This window comes from Streptomyces sp. NPDC046465, assembly GCF_040646035.1.
In the GTDB taxonomy this organism is placed as follows: Bacteria; Actinomycetota; Actinomycetes; order Streptomycetales; family Streptomycetaceae; genus Streptomyces.
This window is the reverse complement of record NZ_JBEYZK010000013.1, coordinates 198925-213789: the sequence shown is the minus strand read 5'-3', so window position 1 is coordinate 213789 and position 14865 is coordinate 198925. Positions and strand designations below refer to the sequence as shown.

The following is a 14865-nucleotide window of genomic DNA, read 5'->3' as shown; positions in this document are numbered from 1 at the left end:
TGAACGGTTATGGAAGCCAGAGACGCCGAACTCAAGAAGGAACTCGACGCCACTCTGCACGCCCGCAGAGAGCTCGGCGAGGAGTACGACTCCGCCTTGGTCGACTCGTTCCTGGGGAAGATCGAGCAGCGCCTCGACGGCACGGTCGACCGCCGCCTGCGACGCCACCTCGCCGAGCAGCAGATGGTCGTCGCCCGCGGCGCCCGCTCCCCCGGCAGCGGCGTCGACTCGTGGGGCGAGCGCTTCGGATTCGGCGTGATCTCCCTGGTCCTCGCCATCCCGCTCTCCGCGATCGCCGTGGTCAACGCCGACCTGACCGGGCTCTTCGTGTGCTGGGCCGGCATCTTCGGGGTGAACGCGGTGCACTCGGTGCGCGGCGCGCAGTTCGGGCGCCGACGCCGCGAGCGCGCGTCGGAGTGGGACGACTGACTCTTTCGGCGAGGTGTCGGCTCACGCCTGGCGCGTGGGCAGCACGATCAGCTGGCGCACGTTGACGTGGCGCGGCCTGCTCGCCGCGTACGCGATGAGGTCCGCGATGTCGTCCGAGGCCAGCGACCCGACCGCGCCGAACATGCCGTCCAGCTGCTCGCTGAGCTCGTCGTTGTCGACGTGCCCGCGCAGCTCGGTGTCCGTGAAGCCCGGCTCGACGTTGGTGACGCGCACGTCGCGCGGGCCGAGCTCGGTGCGCAGCGACTCCGACAGATAGGTCAGCGCCGCCTTCGTCGCCCCGTACACCGCGTAGTTGGTGAACGGGATGTGCGCGCCGATCGAGGAGATGTTGACCAGGTCCGCCGTCGCGCCCTCGGCGGCCGCCTCGATCAGGTCGGGCGTGAAGGCGCCGATGATCCGCAGCGCGCCCGCCACGTTCGTGTCCAGCATCCGCTGCCACTCGTCGGTGCGGGCCTCGGTGACCGGGTTGGGGAACATCACGCCCGCCGAGTTCACCACCAGGTCGACACGTCCGTACGCCGCGTGTACGCGCTCCACGGCGGCGTCCACCGACGCCTGGTCGGTGATGTCGGCGGTCACGGCGAGCGCGCGTCCGCCGTCCGCCTCGATCTTCGCGGCCAGCTCGTCGAGCCGCTCCGTGCGCCGGGCGAGGAGGACGACCCGCGCGCCCCGGGCGGCGAGCAGCCGGGCCGTGGCCTCGCCGATGCCGCTGGCGGCGCCGGTGACGAGGGCGGTGCGGTCCTGCAGCTTCTCGTACGACATTGCTGAACTCCCTTTGCGGTCCTTGCCGTCCGTCCGGGGGTCTCCCCGGCGGCGAGCACCACTCTGCGCACCGCGCGCCCCGCTACCCAGGGCTGTGCTTTTCCTGGGTCTGCCAGTACCAGGCTCAGCTCCGGCCGCCGCTCTAGGATCGAACGCATGGACGGTGACCTCGGAGACTTCCTGCGCTCACGGCGCGCCCGCATACAGCCCGCGGACGTGGGCCTCACCGCGCACGGGCGCCGCCGCGTGCCCGGCCTGCGCCGTGAGGAGGTCGCCCAGCTGGCGGGCGTGAGCGTGGACTACTACATCCGTCTCGAACAGGGCCGCGGGCCCTCGGTGTCCGACGCCGTGCTCGACGCGATCGCCCGCGTGCTGCGTCTTGACGAGACCGAGCACGCCTACCTGCGCACCGTGGCCCGGCCGCGGCCGCGGCCCCGGCGGTCCGCCGCCGCCACGCAGCGGGTCCGGCCCGGCCTGCAGCTGCTGCTCGACACGATCGACCGGGCGCCCGCGTTCGTCTTCGGCCGCCGCATGGACGTCCTGGCGTGGAACGCGATGGGCGATGCCCTGAACGGTTTCTCCCGCCTCACGCCCGCCGAGCGCAACATCCCCCGCCAGGTCTTCCTCGAAGGGCCCGGCAAGGCGTGCTATCCGGAGTGGGAGGCGGTGGCGGCGGAGACCGTCGCGTATCTGCGCCTCGACGCCGCGCGGTGCCCCTCGGACACGGCGCTCTGCTCGCTGGTCGGCGAGCTGTCCGTCAAGAGCGAGGACTTCCGCCGACTGTGGGCGGACCACCAGGTCAAGGAGAAGACCCACGGCGTGAAGCGGATCACCCACCCCGTCGCGGGCGACCTGGTCCTCCCCTACGAAACGCTGACCCTGCCCGGCGACCCCGAGCAACTGCTGGTCGTCTACACGCCGGAGCCGGGTTCGGAGAGCGCGGAGAGGCTGGCGCTGCTCGGCAGCTGGACCGTGCCCCTCCCCGAGGTCGCGGGGCCCTGAACGGACGGCGCTCATTCATGGTGCGGGCCCGGTGGGGGCTTGTCGCGCAGTTCCCCGCGCCCCTTAAGGGTTCCTGCTGGTCGTTTCCATGTGCGGGCCCGCCGTGGCTTGTCGCGCAGTTCCCCGCGCCCCTGGGTGGTCCTCCTCGCTGCCCGGCCGAAGGTGCTGCCAAAGGGGCGCGGGGAACTGCGCGACAAGCCCCCACCGAGCCCGCAGATCGGATGAGACCTGTTCCCTTTAAGGGGCGCGGGGAACTGCGCGATCAGCCCCCACCGGGCCCGCAGGTGAAGGTCCGTTCGGCCGGTCGCCGCGGAGACCGCCGCGCCCCCGGGGGGCGAACCCCAGGGGCCGGGACGACAGCGGTCTCCGCGGCGGACGTGGGCTCGGTCAGGGCCAGGCCACGTCCAGGCGTCCGTGGAGTTCCGGGAGCCGCTCCGAAGTTCCTGACGCCGACACAGAACACTGTGCCGTACCCGTGTTAAGCGCGTGCTGCGCGAACATGACGCCCGCGTACCACTTCCGCGAAGACCCGGCCTGGCCCCCGCCTCACTGCCCCGGCTGAGCCGCCAGGAACGCGAGCAGGTCCTGTCGGCTCACGACACCGGTCGGCTTGCCCTCGACCAGGACGATCGCCGCGTCGGCCCTGCCGAGCACCGACATCAGGTCCGCCACCGGCTCCCCGGAGCCGACCTGCGGCAGCGGGTCCGACATGTGCTTCTCCAGCGGGTCGGAGAGCGAGGCGCGCTGCGTGAACAGGGCGTCCAGGAGCTCCCGTTCGACGACCGAGCCGATGACCTCCGCGGCCATCACGTCGGGGTGCCCCGCGCCCGGCTTCACGATCGGCATCTGCGACACCCCGTACTCGCGGAGCACGTCGATGGCCTCGCCGACCGTCTCCTCGGGGTGCATGTGCACCAGCGAGGGCAGCTCGCCGCCCTCCTTGCGGCTCAGCACGTCACCGACGCGCGGCGCGTCGCCCGCCTGCTCCAGGAAGCCGTAGTCGTTCATCCACTCGTCACTGAAGATCTTGCTCATGTAGCCGCGGCCGGAGTCCGGGAGCAGGACGACCACGACGTCGTCGGGGCCGAGCCGCTCGGCGACCCGCAGCGCCGCCACGACGGCCATGCCGCAGGACCCGCCGACGAGCAGCCCCTCCTCCTTGGCCAGGCGCCGCGTCATCTGGAAGGAGTCCTTGTCGGACACGGCGACGATCTCGTCCGTGACCGTACGGTCGTACGCCGTCGGCCAGAAGTCCTCACCGACGCCCTCGACGAGGTAGGGCCGCCCGGAACCGCCGGAGTACACGGACCCCTCGGGGTCGGCACCGACGACGGTGACCTGCCCCTTCGAGACCTCCTTCAGATAGCCGCCCGTACCGGAGATCGTGCCGCCGGTCCCGATGCCCGTCACAAAGTGGGTGATCTTCCCGTCCGTCTGCTCCCAGAGCTCGGGGCCCGTGGAGTGGTAGTGGGAGAGCGGATTGTTGGGGTTGCTGTACTGGTCGGGCTTCCAGGCGCCGGGCGTCTCACGGACCAGGCGGTCGGAGACGTTGTAGTACGAGTCCGGGTGCTCGGGGTCGACGGCGGTCGGGCACACGACCACGTCGGCGCCATATGCGCGCAGCACGTTGATCTTGTCGAGGGACACCTTGTCGGGGCAGACGAAGATGCACTTGTAGCCCTTCTGCTGGGCCACGATGGCGAGACCGACTCCGGTGTTGCCGGAGGTGGGCTCGACGATGGTGCCGCCGGGCTTCAGCTCCCCGCTCTGCTCCGCCGCCTCGATCATGCGCAGCGCGATGCGGTCCTTCACGGAACCGCCGGGGTTGAAGTACTCGACCTTGGCCAGGACGGTCGCCTGGATGCCCGCGGTCACGTTGTTGAGCCTCACCAGCGGGGTGTTGCCGACGAGGCTGATCATCGAGTCGTGGAATTGCACCGTTGTCTCCGGGCTGCGATGTAGTGCGACGAATTGGTGCGGTCAGCCTAAGGGTCCGACTCATCCGTTCACCTCTGCTTGCGATTGGCCGACCGTGCTTACGGGGCAATGAGTGCATGTACGGCCGTATGAAGCGGTACGGCCCCAGGAGGTGGCTGCAGGGCATGTCGAGGGCGAGGGTGGCACGGCGGATCGCCGCGGGCGCGGCGTACGGCGGCGGCGGCATCGGGCTGCTCGGGGCCGCCACGGTGGGCGTGGTGCTCGCCGAGGTGCAGCTGGCGAAACGGAACGTGGGCAACGGCCACGTGGACCCACCGCGCGCCGACGGCCGCTACGGCGGGGCCTTCGCCGACCGCGCCATCGGCTGCTCGGCGGTGCGGTTCGCGATGCTCGGCGACTCCACGGCGGCGGGACAGGGCGTCCACCGGGCCCGGCAGACCCCGGCGGCGCTGCTCGCCTCCGGGCTCGCCGCGGTGGGCGAGCAGCCGGTCGACCTGCGGAACGTGGCGCTGCCCGGCGCCCAGTCGGACGACCTGGACCGGCAGGTGACGCTGATCCTCTCGGACCCGTCCTGGGTGCCGGACGTCTGCGTCATCATGATCGGCGCGAACGACGTGACGCACCGGATGCCGCCCACCCGCTCCGTACGCCACCTCTCCGCGGCGGTCCGCAGGCTCCGTACGGCAGGGGCGGAGGTCGTCGTCGGCACCTGCCCCGACCTGGGCACGGTCGAGAACGTCTACCAGCCGCTGCGGTGGCTGGCCCGCCGCGTCTCGCGGCAGCTCGCCGCGGCGCAGACGATCGGGGCGGTGGAGCAGGGCGGGCGGACGGTGTCGCTCGGCGATCTGCTCGGGCCCGAGTTCGCGGCGAATCCGCGGGAGCTGTTCGGTCCTGACCGGTACCACCCCTCCGCGGAGGGGTATGCGACGGCGGCGATGGCGGTGCTGCCCACGTTGTGCGCTTCGCTGGGGCTGTGGCCCGAGGAGGAGCGCCCCGACGTCTCGCGGCGCGAGGGGTTCCTGCCGGTGGCCCGAGCGGCGGCTCAGGCGGCTTCGGAGGGCGGTACGGAGGTCACTGCGGCGATGCCTACGGGGCCACGGGGGCCGTGGGCACTCCTCAAACGCCGTCGCCGCCGCCGCATCCACACCCCGGACCCGGCCCCCCTCCCCCACTGACCCCGGGGCGGGGGGGAAGCTCTTCGCCTGCAGCCGCGTCGTGGTTACTCGCGCAGTTCCCCGCGCCCCTGGGGAGTCCTCCTCACCGCCCGACCAAAGGCCCCGCCAAGGGGCGCGAGGAACTGCGCGACCAGCCACAACGCACCCACAGCCAGCAGCACACCCGAACCCTCCACCACCCTTCGCCTACAGCCGCGTCGTGGTTACTCGCGCAGTTCCCCGCGCCCCTGAGGGAGTCCTCCTCACCGCCCGCCCGAAGGTGCCGCCAAAGGGGCGCGGGGAACTGCGCGACCAGCCACGACGCACCCGCAGACAGAAACGCACCCCAGCCCACCAAGGGGCGCGGGGAACTGCGCGAGCAACCCACGTCAGCCCGCAGCCAGCAGCGCACCCCCCTTCCGCCCACGGCCCCGCGGCCTGAGCGCCCGCTTAGAAATGCGTCCCGAGTCACACCCCCCACCCGATGACCCACCCCATTACGTGCAGGTAACTTCCCAGTGAGTCCTGCCCCTTCGCCACTCGCCACTGCCACTGGAGCGTCCTGATGCCCGAAGCCGTGATCGTTTCTGCCGCACGCACCCCGATCGGCCGCGCCTTCAAGGGCTCGCTGAAGGATCTGCGTCCGGACGACCTGACCGCCACGATCATCGAGGCCGCCCTCGCCAAGGTCCCCGAGCTCGACCCGAAGCTCATCGACGACCTGATGCTCGGCTGTGGCCTGCCGGGCGGCGAGCAGGGGCACAACCTCGGCCGCATCGTCGCCGTGCAGATGGGCATGGACCACCTCCCGGGCTGCACCATCACCCGGTACTGCTCCTCCTCCCTGCAGACGAGCCGCATGGCCCTGCACGCCATCAAGGCGGGCGAGGGCGACGTCTTCATCTCCGCCGGTGTGGAAATGGTGTCGCGGAGCAAGAAGGGGTCCAGCGACGGCCTCCCCGACACCCACAACCCCCTCTTCGCCGACGCCGAGGCCCGCACCGAGGCCGTGAGCAAGACCGAGGGCACCACCTGGCACGACCCGCGCGAGGACGGCCTGATCCCGGACGCGTACATCGCGATGGGCCAGACCGCCGAGAACCTCGCCCGCGCCAAGGGCGTGACCCGTCAGGACATGGACGAGTTCGGGGTCCGTTCGCAGAACCTCGCCGAGGAGGCCATCAAGAACGGCTTCTGGGAGCGCGAGATCACCCCGGTGACGACCCCCGACGGCACCGTCGTCAGCAAGGACGACGGACCCCGCGCGGGCGTCACCCTCGAAGGCGTCCAGGGCCTCAAGCCCGTCTTCCGCCCCGACGGACTCGTCACCGCAGGCAACTGCTGCCCGCTCAACGACGGCGCCGCCGCCCTCGTGATCATGAGCGACACGAAGGCCCGCGAGCTCGGCCTGACGCCGCTCGCCCGCATCGTCTCCACCGGCGTCACCGGCCTCTCCCCCGAGATCATGGGCCTCGGCCCGGTCGAGGCCAGCAAGCAGGCCCTGTCCCGCGCCGGTCTCACCGTCGACGACATCGACCTCTTCGAGATCAACGAGGCCTTCGCCGCCCAGGTGATCCCCTCCTACCGCGACCTGAGCATCCCGCTCGACAAGCTCAACGTCAACGGCGGCGCCATCGCGGTGGGCCACCCCTTCGGCATGACGGGCGCCCGCATCACCGGCACGCTCATCAACTCCCTCCAGTTCCACGACAAGCAGTTCGGCCTGGAGACGATGTGCGTCGGCGGCGGCCAGGGCATGGCGATGGTCATCGAACGCCTCAGCTGAAGCCACTTTTCGCTGACACACAGTTCGCGGCGCTGACACCGCGTCGCTGCATCACTTCGTGACCCAATCTCCCCCAGGATGTGACCTATCTCCTGGGGGAGAGGCATATGACCAGCTCAGAGCCATCCGGGGCGCTCCTCGGGCCTAAAGTCCTGTCCACTTCGTGACGTAATGCACTGACAGGTGGATCGTGCAGGCTTCAAGCTGATGTAGGAAGTCGGGGGTCGACTTGAAACCGGGAGTACGTCAGTGAGCGCCTTGCCTCTTGCCCTGCTGCTCTCCACAGCCGCTGCCACGGCCGTGGGTGCCGCTGCCCTGCACGCGGTGCACGGTCTGCGGAAGCAGCTCACCGAGATCACAGCCCTGCACACCGAACTGGCCGAAAGCCGCGCCACGGGCGGCCCGCACCCCTCGGTGCCGGGCGCCCGCACCTCGGTCGACACCGACGAGATACGCGCGGCCGTGACCGAGGCCCTCGCCGAGGAGCGGGAGCGCGAACTCGCCGAGGCGCGCGCCTTCTGGGCCGCCCAGGAGGCCCGTGAGGGCGCCGACGGTCCAACGCTGCTCAGTGGCCTCTCCGGCCTCTCCGGCCTGCCCGACGGCATCGCCGACGAGCTCTTCCTGCCGCGCCAGGCCGATTTCGCGGGCCTGGAGTCGGACAGCCTCGAACCGGTCATCGAGCCCTTCGCCGACTCGGCGGGCACCGACGAGTTCGCGGGGGGCACCTCCCTGGACGGAGTCCTCGGGGGAGACTCTCCCGAGTTGGCCGCCGCCCGCCGCCGCCACCCCTCGCACCCGGACTTCGTGCCGGTGCAGACGCCGACGCCCGAGGGCCACGGCGACCACGAGCGCACGGTCGCGTGCCTGGAGGAGCTGGCCGACGCCCGCACCGCCCTCGCCGACGTCCGCCCCGGCCCGCTGGGCACCCTGGACGTGTACGTCTTCGCGGACGGGACGACGCTGTGCATGACCCCGGGACACCGCGAGACCGCGGAGCTCCTGGCGACGGCCCTGAGCGAGGGCCGTACCCCGGTCCTGCTCGGCGGCTCCGGCATCTCCGGCGCGTACGCCCTGACCTTCGAGTGCGGCGCCGAGAACATCTACATCCTGGCCGACCGCGTCATCGCCTCGGTCTAAGAGCCTGTGTCATACCCCCGGCCGGGCGGGCGGCCGGGCCGGAGTCACACCCCGGCCCGCTTCTGCGCCCGCGCCACCAGCTCAAGCGCCCGCGTCAGGTCCTGAGGGTCCGTCAGTACGAGGGCGAGATCGCGCCCCGCGACGGTGATCTGGTCGGCCGCGGCGAACATCCCCGCGTCCGGCATCTCCCGCGGCTCCGCGTCCGGCTCCTCGATGCGCTGCGCGTACAGCGCCAACTCCCTGGCCAGAGCGAGCGCTTCGGTCGCCGCTCCGCGCTGCAGGCGGCTCTGCGGCGCGGCCCGCAGGCGGTCGGCGAAATGGTCCACTGCGGCCGTCAAAGGCGTCGTATCGAGCACCCCGCGACCTTATGCGCCTTTGCGGGACTGTTGCCAACGCCTCAACGCTCAGGCACGGTGGCGTGAAGGACGGAACACATCGCGACGCGTCCGGAGGCGCCGATGTCCCAAGTCTTCTCCGAGGAGACCCACCGCAACCTGCTCGCCCGAATCCCCCAATGCACCGGTCGTGAAGTGTCCGACTGGCTCCGCGCCGTGGACGACGGCCCCTCTCTCTTCCGCTTCGAGGAGAAGGTGAGCTGGCTCCGCACCGAACACAACCTCGCGTACGGCCACGCGAAAGCGATCATCCACGAGTACGACCTCAGGCGGGCCGCCCGCAAACTGCTCTGACCCGACCCCGCTCCGACCCGACATCACACGGCGAAGGGCCCGCGGACCGTTTCCGGTCCGCGGGCCCTTCGGTCGTTCAGGGTGCCCCTCGATCAGCTCGATCAGTCTCAGTCGTTGCCCGAGAAGATCGCGATCAGGCGCAGGAACTCCATGTAGATCCAGACGAGCGTCATCGTCAGACCGAACGCGGCGAGCCAGGCCTCTTCCTTCGGCGCGCCGTACGCGATGCCGTCCTCGACCTGCTTGAAGTCCAGGGCAAGGAAGCAGGCGCCGAGCAGGATGCCGACGATGCCGAAGACGATGCCGAGGCCACCGCTGCGGAAGCCGAGACCGTCACCGCCGCCGAAGACCATGAACAGCAGGTTCACGGCGGTCAGCAGCAGGAAGCCCATCGCGGCGGCCATCACGAAGCCGTAGAAGCGCCGGTTGACGCGGATCCAGCCCGCCTTGTACGCCACGAGGACGCCGATGAACACGGCCATCGTGCCGAGCACGGCCTGCATGGCCGCGCCGCTCGCGATGCGGTTGTCGACGACGCTGGAGACGACGCCGAGGAAGACGCCTTCCAGGGCCGCGTACGTCAGGATCAGCGCGGGCGAGGCCTTGCGCTTGAAGGCCTGGACGAGGCCGAGCACCATCGCGATGAGGCCCGCGCCGATCGCGATGCCGTACGACTTGCTGATGTTGGCGTCGTCCACCGGCAGCAGCGCCCAGGCGATCGCGGCCGTGACCACGAGCGTGCCGAGCGTGGTCGCCGTACGCATGACGACGTCGTCCATCGTCATGCGGCCGGACGTGGTCACGGGCGCCTGGGGCGCTCCGTACTGCGCGTCCTGCTGGGCGTACGGATTGGTGGCGTACGGGTTGGCCGTGGGGGCCTGGCCTCCGCCATACGGGTTGCCCTGCGCGTACGGGTTGCCCTGGTGGGTCTGGGTCGCGGCTGCGGGTCCCCCGGCCTGCGGCTGCGCGCCGAAGCCGGCGTAGCCGTTGTCGCGGCTGAACCCCCGTCGCGAGAAGACCGGGTTACTGCTCCTCATTTCACTCCTCCATGACCACCGGGTGTGGCTTTGCTCCAAGAGTAATGCGTAGGCAAAAGGATGAGCCTAGTGCTTGGGGAGGATCTTTCCCTCACTGTGACCGAGAACGCGTGGGACCGCCCGTACTGTTCCCGGATCGGAACCCTTCCCCCTGACGAGTGGCACCAGCGAGATGGCGACGGCGCCGAGCACCGCGGCCACCGCGAAGGTGGTGAAGCCGAGCGAGGCGTTGCCGCCCGCGACCACCGCCCCGCCCAGCCACGGTCCGACGACCGCCCCGGTGCGTCCGACGCCGGTGACCCAGCCGAGCCCCGTGGCGCGCTGCGCGGGCGGGTAGACCGAGGGAGTGGCCGCGTAGACCATGACCTGCGCGGAGAAGAGCCAGATGCCGGTGACGAAGACGACGGCGTAGGCGACGCCGAGGGGCAGTTGGGCCCTGAGCAGGAAGGCGCCGCACGCGGTCAGCAGGAACCAGACGGCGGAGACCTTGACCGCGCCGAACCGGTCCGCGGTGCGCCCGGCGACCAGCATGCCGACGATGCCGCCCGCGTTGATCACCATGAGGAAGGTGACGGAGGAGGAGAGCGAGTAGCCGGAGGCCCGCATGAGCTCGGGGAGCCAGGTGGAGACGCCGTAGACGAGGAGCAACCCGGCGAAGGAGGCGAGCCACAGGAGCGGGGTCGCGAGGCGCCGCCCCGGGGCGAGGAGCGCGGCGACGGCGGCGAAGCGGCCCCTCGCCCCGGCCTCGGGTGCTTCCGCGGGCGTCGGGGCGGGCAGCAGGTAGCGGGCGGCGACCGCCTCGGCCTCCCGGACCCGGCCCTTTGCCAGCAGCACGCCCGGCGATTCCGGCAGCCACTTCCACACCAGCGGCACGGCGACCGCCGCGGGGAGCACGCCGGTCCAGAAGACGAGGCGCCAGCCGTGGCCGGGGCCGAGCGCGAGACCCAGGCCCGTCGCCGCCATGCCGCCCGCGTGGTACGAGGTCATCATGAGGCCGGTGGCGAGCGCGGCCCGGCGGGGCGGCGCGAACTCGGCGACGATCGCGAGCCCGATCGGCATGAGCCCGCCGAGCCCGAGCCCGGAGACGAACCGCCCGGCGCCGAAGTAGGCGGCACTCGGCGCGAGCGCGCAGAGCGCGGAGCCCAGCGAGAAGAGGACGACGCTGCCCGTCACCATCGGCTTGCGTCCCGCCCAGTCGGTGAGGGTGCCGCAGCCGAGGGCGCCGACGAGCATGCCGAAGGTGGTCCAGGAGCCGATGGTGCCCGCGGTGGACGGGGTGAAGCCGAGGTCGGGGTCGTCGACGAGGTGCGGAAGCACGGCGCCGTAGAGGTTGACGTCCATCCCGTCGAAGAAGACGACGAGCCAGCAGAGGGCGATGACGGGCGCGACGGATCGGAAGGTGCGCTCGGGGGATGGGGTCACGGTTTCTTCCTTCTGCTTCTGCTCGCTCTGGCCGACCCTTACCGGTCCAGGGGGAATCCGGTGTAGGCCTCCGCGAGGTCGGTCTCGGCGGAGCGTGCCGTGGTGATCCGGTCGAGCCGGGCCAGCTGGATGCGGTCCTCGAAGGGGGTGGCGTCGGGTGCGCGGTGGAGCAGGGTCGTCATCGCGTACGAGAAGCGTTCGGCCTGCCAGACGCGGCGCAGGCAGGTCTCGGAGTACGCGTCGAGGCGGCTCGGATCGCCCGTCCCGCGGTAGCGGATCAGCGCGCGGGCGAAGGTGACGACGTCGCCGACCGCGAGGTTGAGGCCCTTGGCGCCGGTCGGCGGGACGATGTGCGCGGCGTCCCCGGCGAGGAAGAGCCTGCCGTGCCGCATGGGCTCGTGGACGTAGCCGCGCAGGGGCGTGACGGACTTGGCGAGGACGGGTCCGCGCCGCAGTGCCCAGGCCGGGTCGTCGGTCTCCAGGCGGCGGTCGAGCTCGGCCCAGATCCGGTCGTCGGCCCAGTCCTGTGCCGCGGTGCCGTCGGGAACCTGGAGGTACGCGCGCGTGACGGTCGGCGACCGCATGGAGAGCAGGGCGAAGCCGCGGTCGTGGCGGGCGTAGACCAGCTCGTCGTGGGAGGGCGGGACGTCGGCGAGGATGCCGAGCCAGCCGAAGGGGTAGGTGCGCTCGAAGGTCTGGGAGAGCTTCTCCGGTATCGCCTTGCGGGACGCACCCCAGTAGCCGTCGCAGCCCACTACGTAGTCGCACGCCAAGGTCTCCTCGCGCCCGTCGTGCCCCTTGCGCCCCTCGTGCCCCTCGTGCCCCTTGCGGCGGAAGCGGACGCTCGGGTTCTCCGTGTCGGCGCCCGTCACCTCCAGCGCCTCCGCCTCGAAGAGCAGCGGTCCGCCGTCGGCGAGTTGGAGGGCGATGAGGTCCTTGCAGACCTCGGTCTGCGCGTAGACCATGACGGACCTGCCGCCCGTCAGCGCGGGGAAGTCGACACGGTGCCTGCGGCGGGCGAAGCGCAGCTCGATGCCGTCGTGCGGGAGGCCCTCGCGGTCCATGCGGGCCCCCGCCCCGGCCTCGCGCAGCACGTCGACGGTGCCCTGTTCCAGGATTCCGGCGCGCTGGCGCTGCTCCACGTACGCGCGGTCGCGGCTCTCCAGGACGACGGAGGCGATACCGGCGTTGTGGAGCAGGCGGGCGAGGAGCAGCCCGGCGGGTCCGGCTCCGATGATGCCGACGGTGGTGCGCATCGACAGACCACTCTCCCCCTGGGCTTGTTCGCCTGGTGAACTTTCGTTCATAATGTGCTGACCGGAGTCTCTGGGCGTGGCCGCGCGCTGTCAACGGTCCTGCGGCACCCGATTTCACGCTGATTTCACGCTGATCCCACGCTGCGAGGAGACGCGCCATGCCCGAAGAGTCGGTACGGCCCCTGGAGCGCGGTCTCGCCGTCCTGCGCGCGCTCAGCGCGCTCACGGTGGTGGACGGGGCCCGCGCGAGCGATCTCGTACGGGCCACGGGCCTTGCCCGCTCCACGGTCGACCGGGTCGTGACGACCCTGGACCACCTCGGCTACGTACGCGTGCGCGGCCAGGAACTCCGCCTCACGCCCCGCCTCATGGAGCTCGGCAACGCCTATCTGGCGGCCAGCGGCCTGACCGGCGAGGTGGCTGCGCGCACCGCGCGGCTCGCGGACGAGCTCGACGAGTCGGTCTCCCTCGCCGTGCCCGACGGCGACGGGGTGCGCTTCGTGACGCAGGCCGCGCGGCGCCGCGCGATGTCGGTCGCCTTCCGCATCGGCGACCTGCTGCCGCCCGAACGGTGCGCGCCCGGTGCGCTGTTCGCGGACGCGTGGGACGCGGAGCGGTGGGCGGCGTGGCGGGCCCGCGTCGCCGCCGGGCCCGCGGCGGCCGCCTTCCCCGCCCTGCCGCCGGGCCCCGCGCCGAAGGACCTGCCGGACCCGCCGGAGCCGCCGGAGCTGCCGGACCTCGCGGCCCGCGTGGCCCGCTCCCGCGCGACGGGTTGGGCCCTGGACGACCAGCTGATCGAGCCGGGCCTGATCGCGGTGGCGGTCCCGGTGCGCGACGGCTCGGGGCACATCCGGTACGCCCTGTCGGCAGTGAGCCACACCAGCAGACACACGGCGGAGGGCCTCGCCGAGGCGGTGCTGCCGCGGCTGCGCGCGGAGGCGGAGCGATTGGCGGAGTTGTGGGACGCGCCTGGGGTGCCGTATCCGGGGGGCGCGGGTGCCTCGTCCCGGGCAGGCGCCTCGTCCCGGGCAGGCGCCTCGTCCGGGGCAGGCGCCTCGCCCGGGGCAGGCGCCTCGCCCGGGGCAGGCGCCTCGCCTCAGGCGGGTGCCTCGTCCCGGGCGGGCGCCTCGTCCCGGGCAGGCACCTCGCCCGGGGCAAGCACCTCGCCCGGGGCAAGCACCCCGCCCGAGGCAGATGGCCCGCCCGAGGCAAGCACCCCGCCCGAGGCAGATAGCCCGCCCGAGGCAAGCACCCCGCCCGAGGCAGATAGCCCGCCCCAGGCAAGCACCCCGCCCGGGGCAGGTGCCCGGGGCGAGGCGTCTGCGCCCGACCTCCTCGCCGCCAAAGCAGGACTCGGCGCCGGATTCCTGCAGTCGCTGGCCCGCGGCCTCACCGTGCTGCGTGCCCTCGGCGAGGCCCGCGGCGACGGCCTTCCGCTCACCGCGCTCGCCGCGGCGACCGGGCTGCCGAGGGCCACCGCGCGGCGCTGTCTGCACACCCTGGAGCTGGCCGGGTACGCGGCACACGACGGGCGCCTGTACCGCCCGCTCCCCCGCATCCTGGAGCTGGGCCACGCCGCCCTGTCCCGGCTCACCTTCGCCGACCTCGCCGAGCCGCATCTGCGCGACCTGACGGACCGGGTGCACCAGTCGGCGTCGGTCACGGTCCTGGACGGCACGGACATCCTGTACGTCGCGCGGGCGGCGACGGTGCGCGTCATGAGCGTCCATATCACGGTCGGCACCCGCTTCCCCGCGTACGCCACCGCCATGGGGCGGGTCCTGCTCGCCGGGCTCCCGGACGCGGAGCGCGAACGCCTCCTGCGGGCCGCGCCGCCGCGCGCCCTCACCCCGCACACCGTGACGGACCCCGGCGAGCTCGCCCGGCTCGTCGACCGGGTCGCCGCCGACGGCCACGCCGTCGCCGACCAGGAGCTGGAGGAGGGGCTGCGCTCGGTCGCCGTGCCGGTCAGGGACGCGCGGGGCACGGTCGTCGCGGCGCTGAACGTGGCGCAGCACGCCGGTGCGGGCCCGGCGTCCGGGACTCGCGACGCCCTGCTCCCCGTACTGCGCGAGACCGCCGCGGCCATCGAGGCCGACCTGCACACCGCGGCCCGCTTCAACACCGTGCGCGTGCCCTAGGGGCATTGATCACGGTCGATGGGGCGGCCAATGCCGGTGAGGGAAACTTGAGGTGACGGGCCATCAGGACGGCCACACGCAACGCGCACAC

13 protein-coding genes are annotated in these 14865 nt (G+C 72.1%); 7 read left to right on the top strand and 6 right to left on the bottom strand.

The window, feature by feature from the left end; translation table 11 throughout:
* Window positions 1–9 precede the first annotated feature (9 nt).
* The gene (locus ABZ953_RS21905) at window positions 10–429 is read left to right on the top strand and encodes a hypothetical protein (RefSeq protein WP_361726401.1); all 420 of its coding nucleotides are present in this window, start codon (window positions 10–12) and stop codon (window positions 427–429) included.
* 21 nt (window positions 430–450) lie between these two features.
* On the opposite strand, the gene ABZ953_RS21900 is transcribed toward ABZ953_RS21905, so the two are convergent.
* Window positions 451–1212: an SDR family oxidoreductase gene (locus tag ABZ953_RS21900; RefSeq protein ID WP_361726399.1), complete on the bottom strand. Its 762-nt coding sequence runs from the start codon at window positions 1210–1212 to the stop codon at window positions 451–453.
* 156 nt (window positions 1213–1368) lie between these two features.
* On the opposite strand from ABZ953_RS21900, the gene ABZ953_RS21895 reads away from it, so the two are divergent.
* Window positions 1369–2214, top strand: a complete 846-nt coding sequence (locus tag ABZ953_RS21895; protein ID WP_361726397.1) for a helix-turn-helix transcriptional regulator — start codon at window positions 1369–1371, stop codon at window positions 2212–2214.
* Window positions 2215–2760: 546 nt separating this feature from the next.
* Here the strand turns inward: ABZ953_RS21895 and ABZ953_RS21890 are convergent.
* Window positions 2761–4152, bottom strand: a complete 1392-nt coding sequence (locus tag ABZ953_RS21890) for a cystathionine beta-synthase (protein WP_361726395.1) — start codon at window positions 4150–4152, stop codon at window positions 2761–2763.
* A 164-nt stretch (window positions 4153–4316) separates the two neighbouring features.
* Between ABZ953_RS21890 and ABZ953_RS21885 the strand changes: the two genes are divergently transcribed.
* From ABZ953_RS21885 to ABZ953_RS21875, 3 genes are all read left to right on the top strand, one after another.
* Window positions 4317–5327 (top strand): SGNH/GDSL hydrolase family protein, encoded by a 1011-nt coding sequence (locus ABZ953_RS21885; protein WP_361726393.1) that lies wholly within the window; start codon window positions 4317–4319, stop codon window positions 5325–5327.
* 544 nt (window positions 5328–5871) lie between these two features.
* On the top strand, window positions 5872–7092 hold the full coding sequence (locus ABZ953_RS21880) for an acetyl-CoA C-acetyltransferase (RefSeq protein WP_361726391.1): 1221 nt from the start codon (window positions 5872–5874) through the stop codon (window positions 7090–7092).
* Between the two features lie 258 nt (window positions 7093–7350).
* Window positions 7351–8229 carry a hypothetical protein gene (locus ABZ953_RS21875; RefSeq protein ID WP_361726516.1) on the top strand — a complete coding sequence of 293 codons (879 nt, stop codon included), beginning with the start codon at window positions 7351–7353 and terminating at the stop codon, window positions 8227–8229.
* 44 nt (window positions 8230–8273) lie between these two features.
* Here the strand turns inward: ABZ953_RS21875 and ABZ953_RS21870 are convergent, their stop codons facing one another.
* A complete protein-coding gene (locus ABZ953_RS21870; protein ID WP_361726389.1) occupies window positions 8274–8585 on the bottom strand; it encodes a hypothetical protein in 312 nt (103 codons plus the stop codon).
* A gap of 102 nt (window positions 8586–8687) precedes the next feature.
* Between ABZ953_RS21870 and ABZ953_RS21865 the strand changes: the two genes are divergently transcribed.
* Window positions 8688–8918: a DUF4287 domain-containing protein gene (locus ABZ953_RS21865; RefSeq protein ID WP_361726387.1), complete on the top strand. Its 231-nt coding sequence runs from the start codon at window positions 8688–8690 to the stop codon at window positions 8916–8918.
* A gap of 107 nt (window positions 8919–9025) precedes the next feature.
* Here ABZ953_RS21865 and ABZ953_RS21860 read toward each other — a convergent pair whose 3' ends face one another.
* From ABZ953_RS21860 to ABZ953_RS21850, 3 genes are all read right to left on the bottom strand, one after another.
* A complete protein-coding gene (locus ABZ953_RS21860; protein ID WP_361726385.1) occupies window positions 9026–9955 on the bottom strand; it encodes a Bax inhibitor-1/YccA family protein in 930 nt (309 codons plus the stop codon).
* Window positions 9956–10021: 66 nt separating this feature from the next.
* On the bottom strand, window positions 10022–11377 hold the full coding sequence (locus tag ABZ953_RS21855; RefSeq protein ID WP_361726383.1) for an MFS transporter: 1356 nt from the start codon (window positions 11375–11377) through the stop codon (window positions 10022–10024).
* 38 nt (window positions 11378–11415) lie between these two features.
* The gene (locus ABZ953_RS21850) at window positions 11416–12633 is read right to left on the bottom strand and encodes a 4-hydroxybenzoate 3-monooxygenase (RefSeq protein WP_361726381.1); all 1218 of its coding nucleotides are present in this window, start codon (window positions 12631–12633) and stop codon (window positions 11416–11418) included.
* A 158-nt stretch (window positions 12634–12791) separates the two neighbouring features.
* Between ABZ953_RS21850 and ABZ953_RS21845 the strand changes: the two genes are divergently transcribed.
* Window positions 12792–14774, top strand: a complete 1983-nt coding sequence (locus ABZ953_RS21845; protein ID WP_361726380.1) for an IclR family transcriptional regulator C-terminal domain-containing protein — start codon at window positions 12792–12794, stop codon at window positions 14772–14774.
* Window positions 14775–14865: the final 91 nt, after the last annotated feature.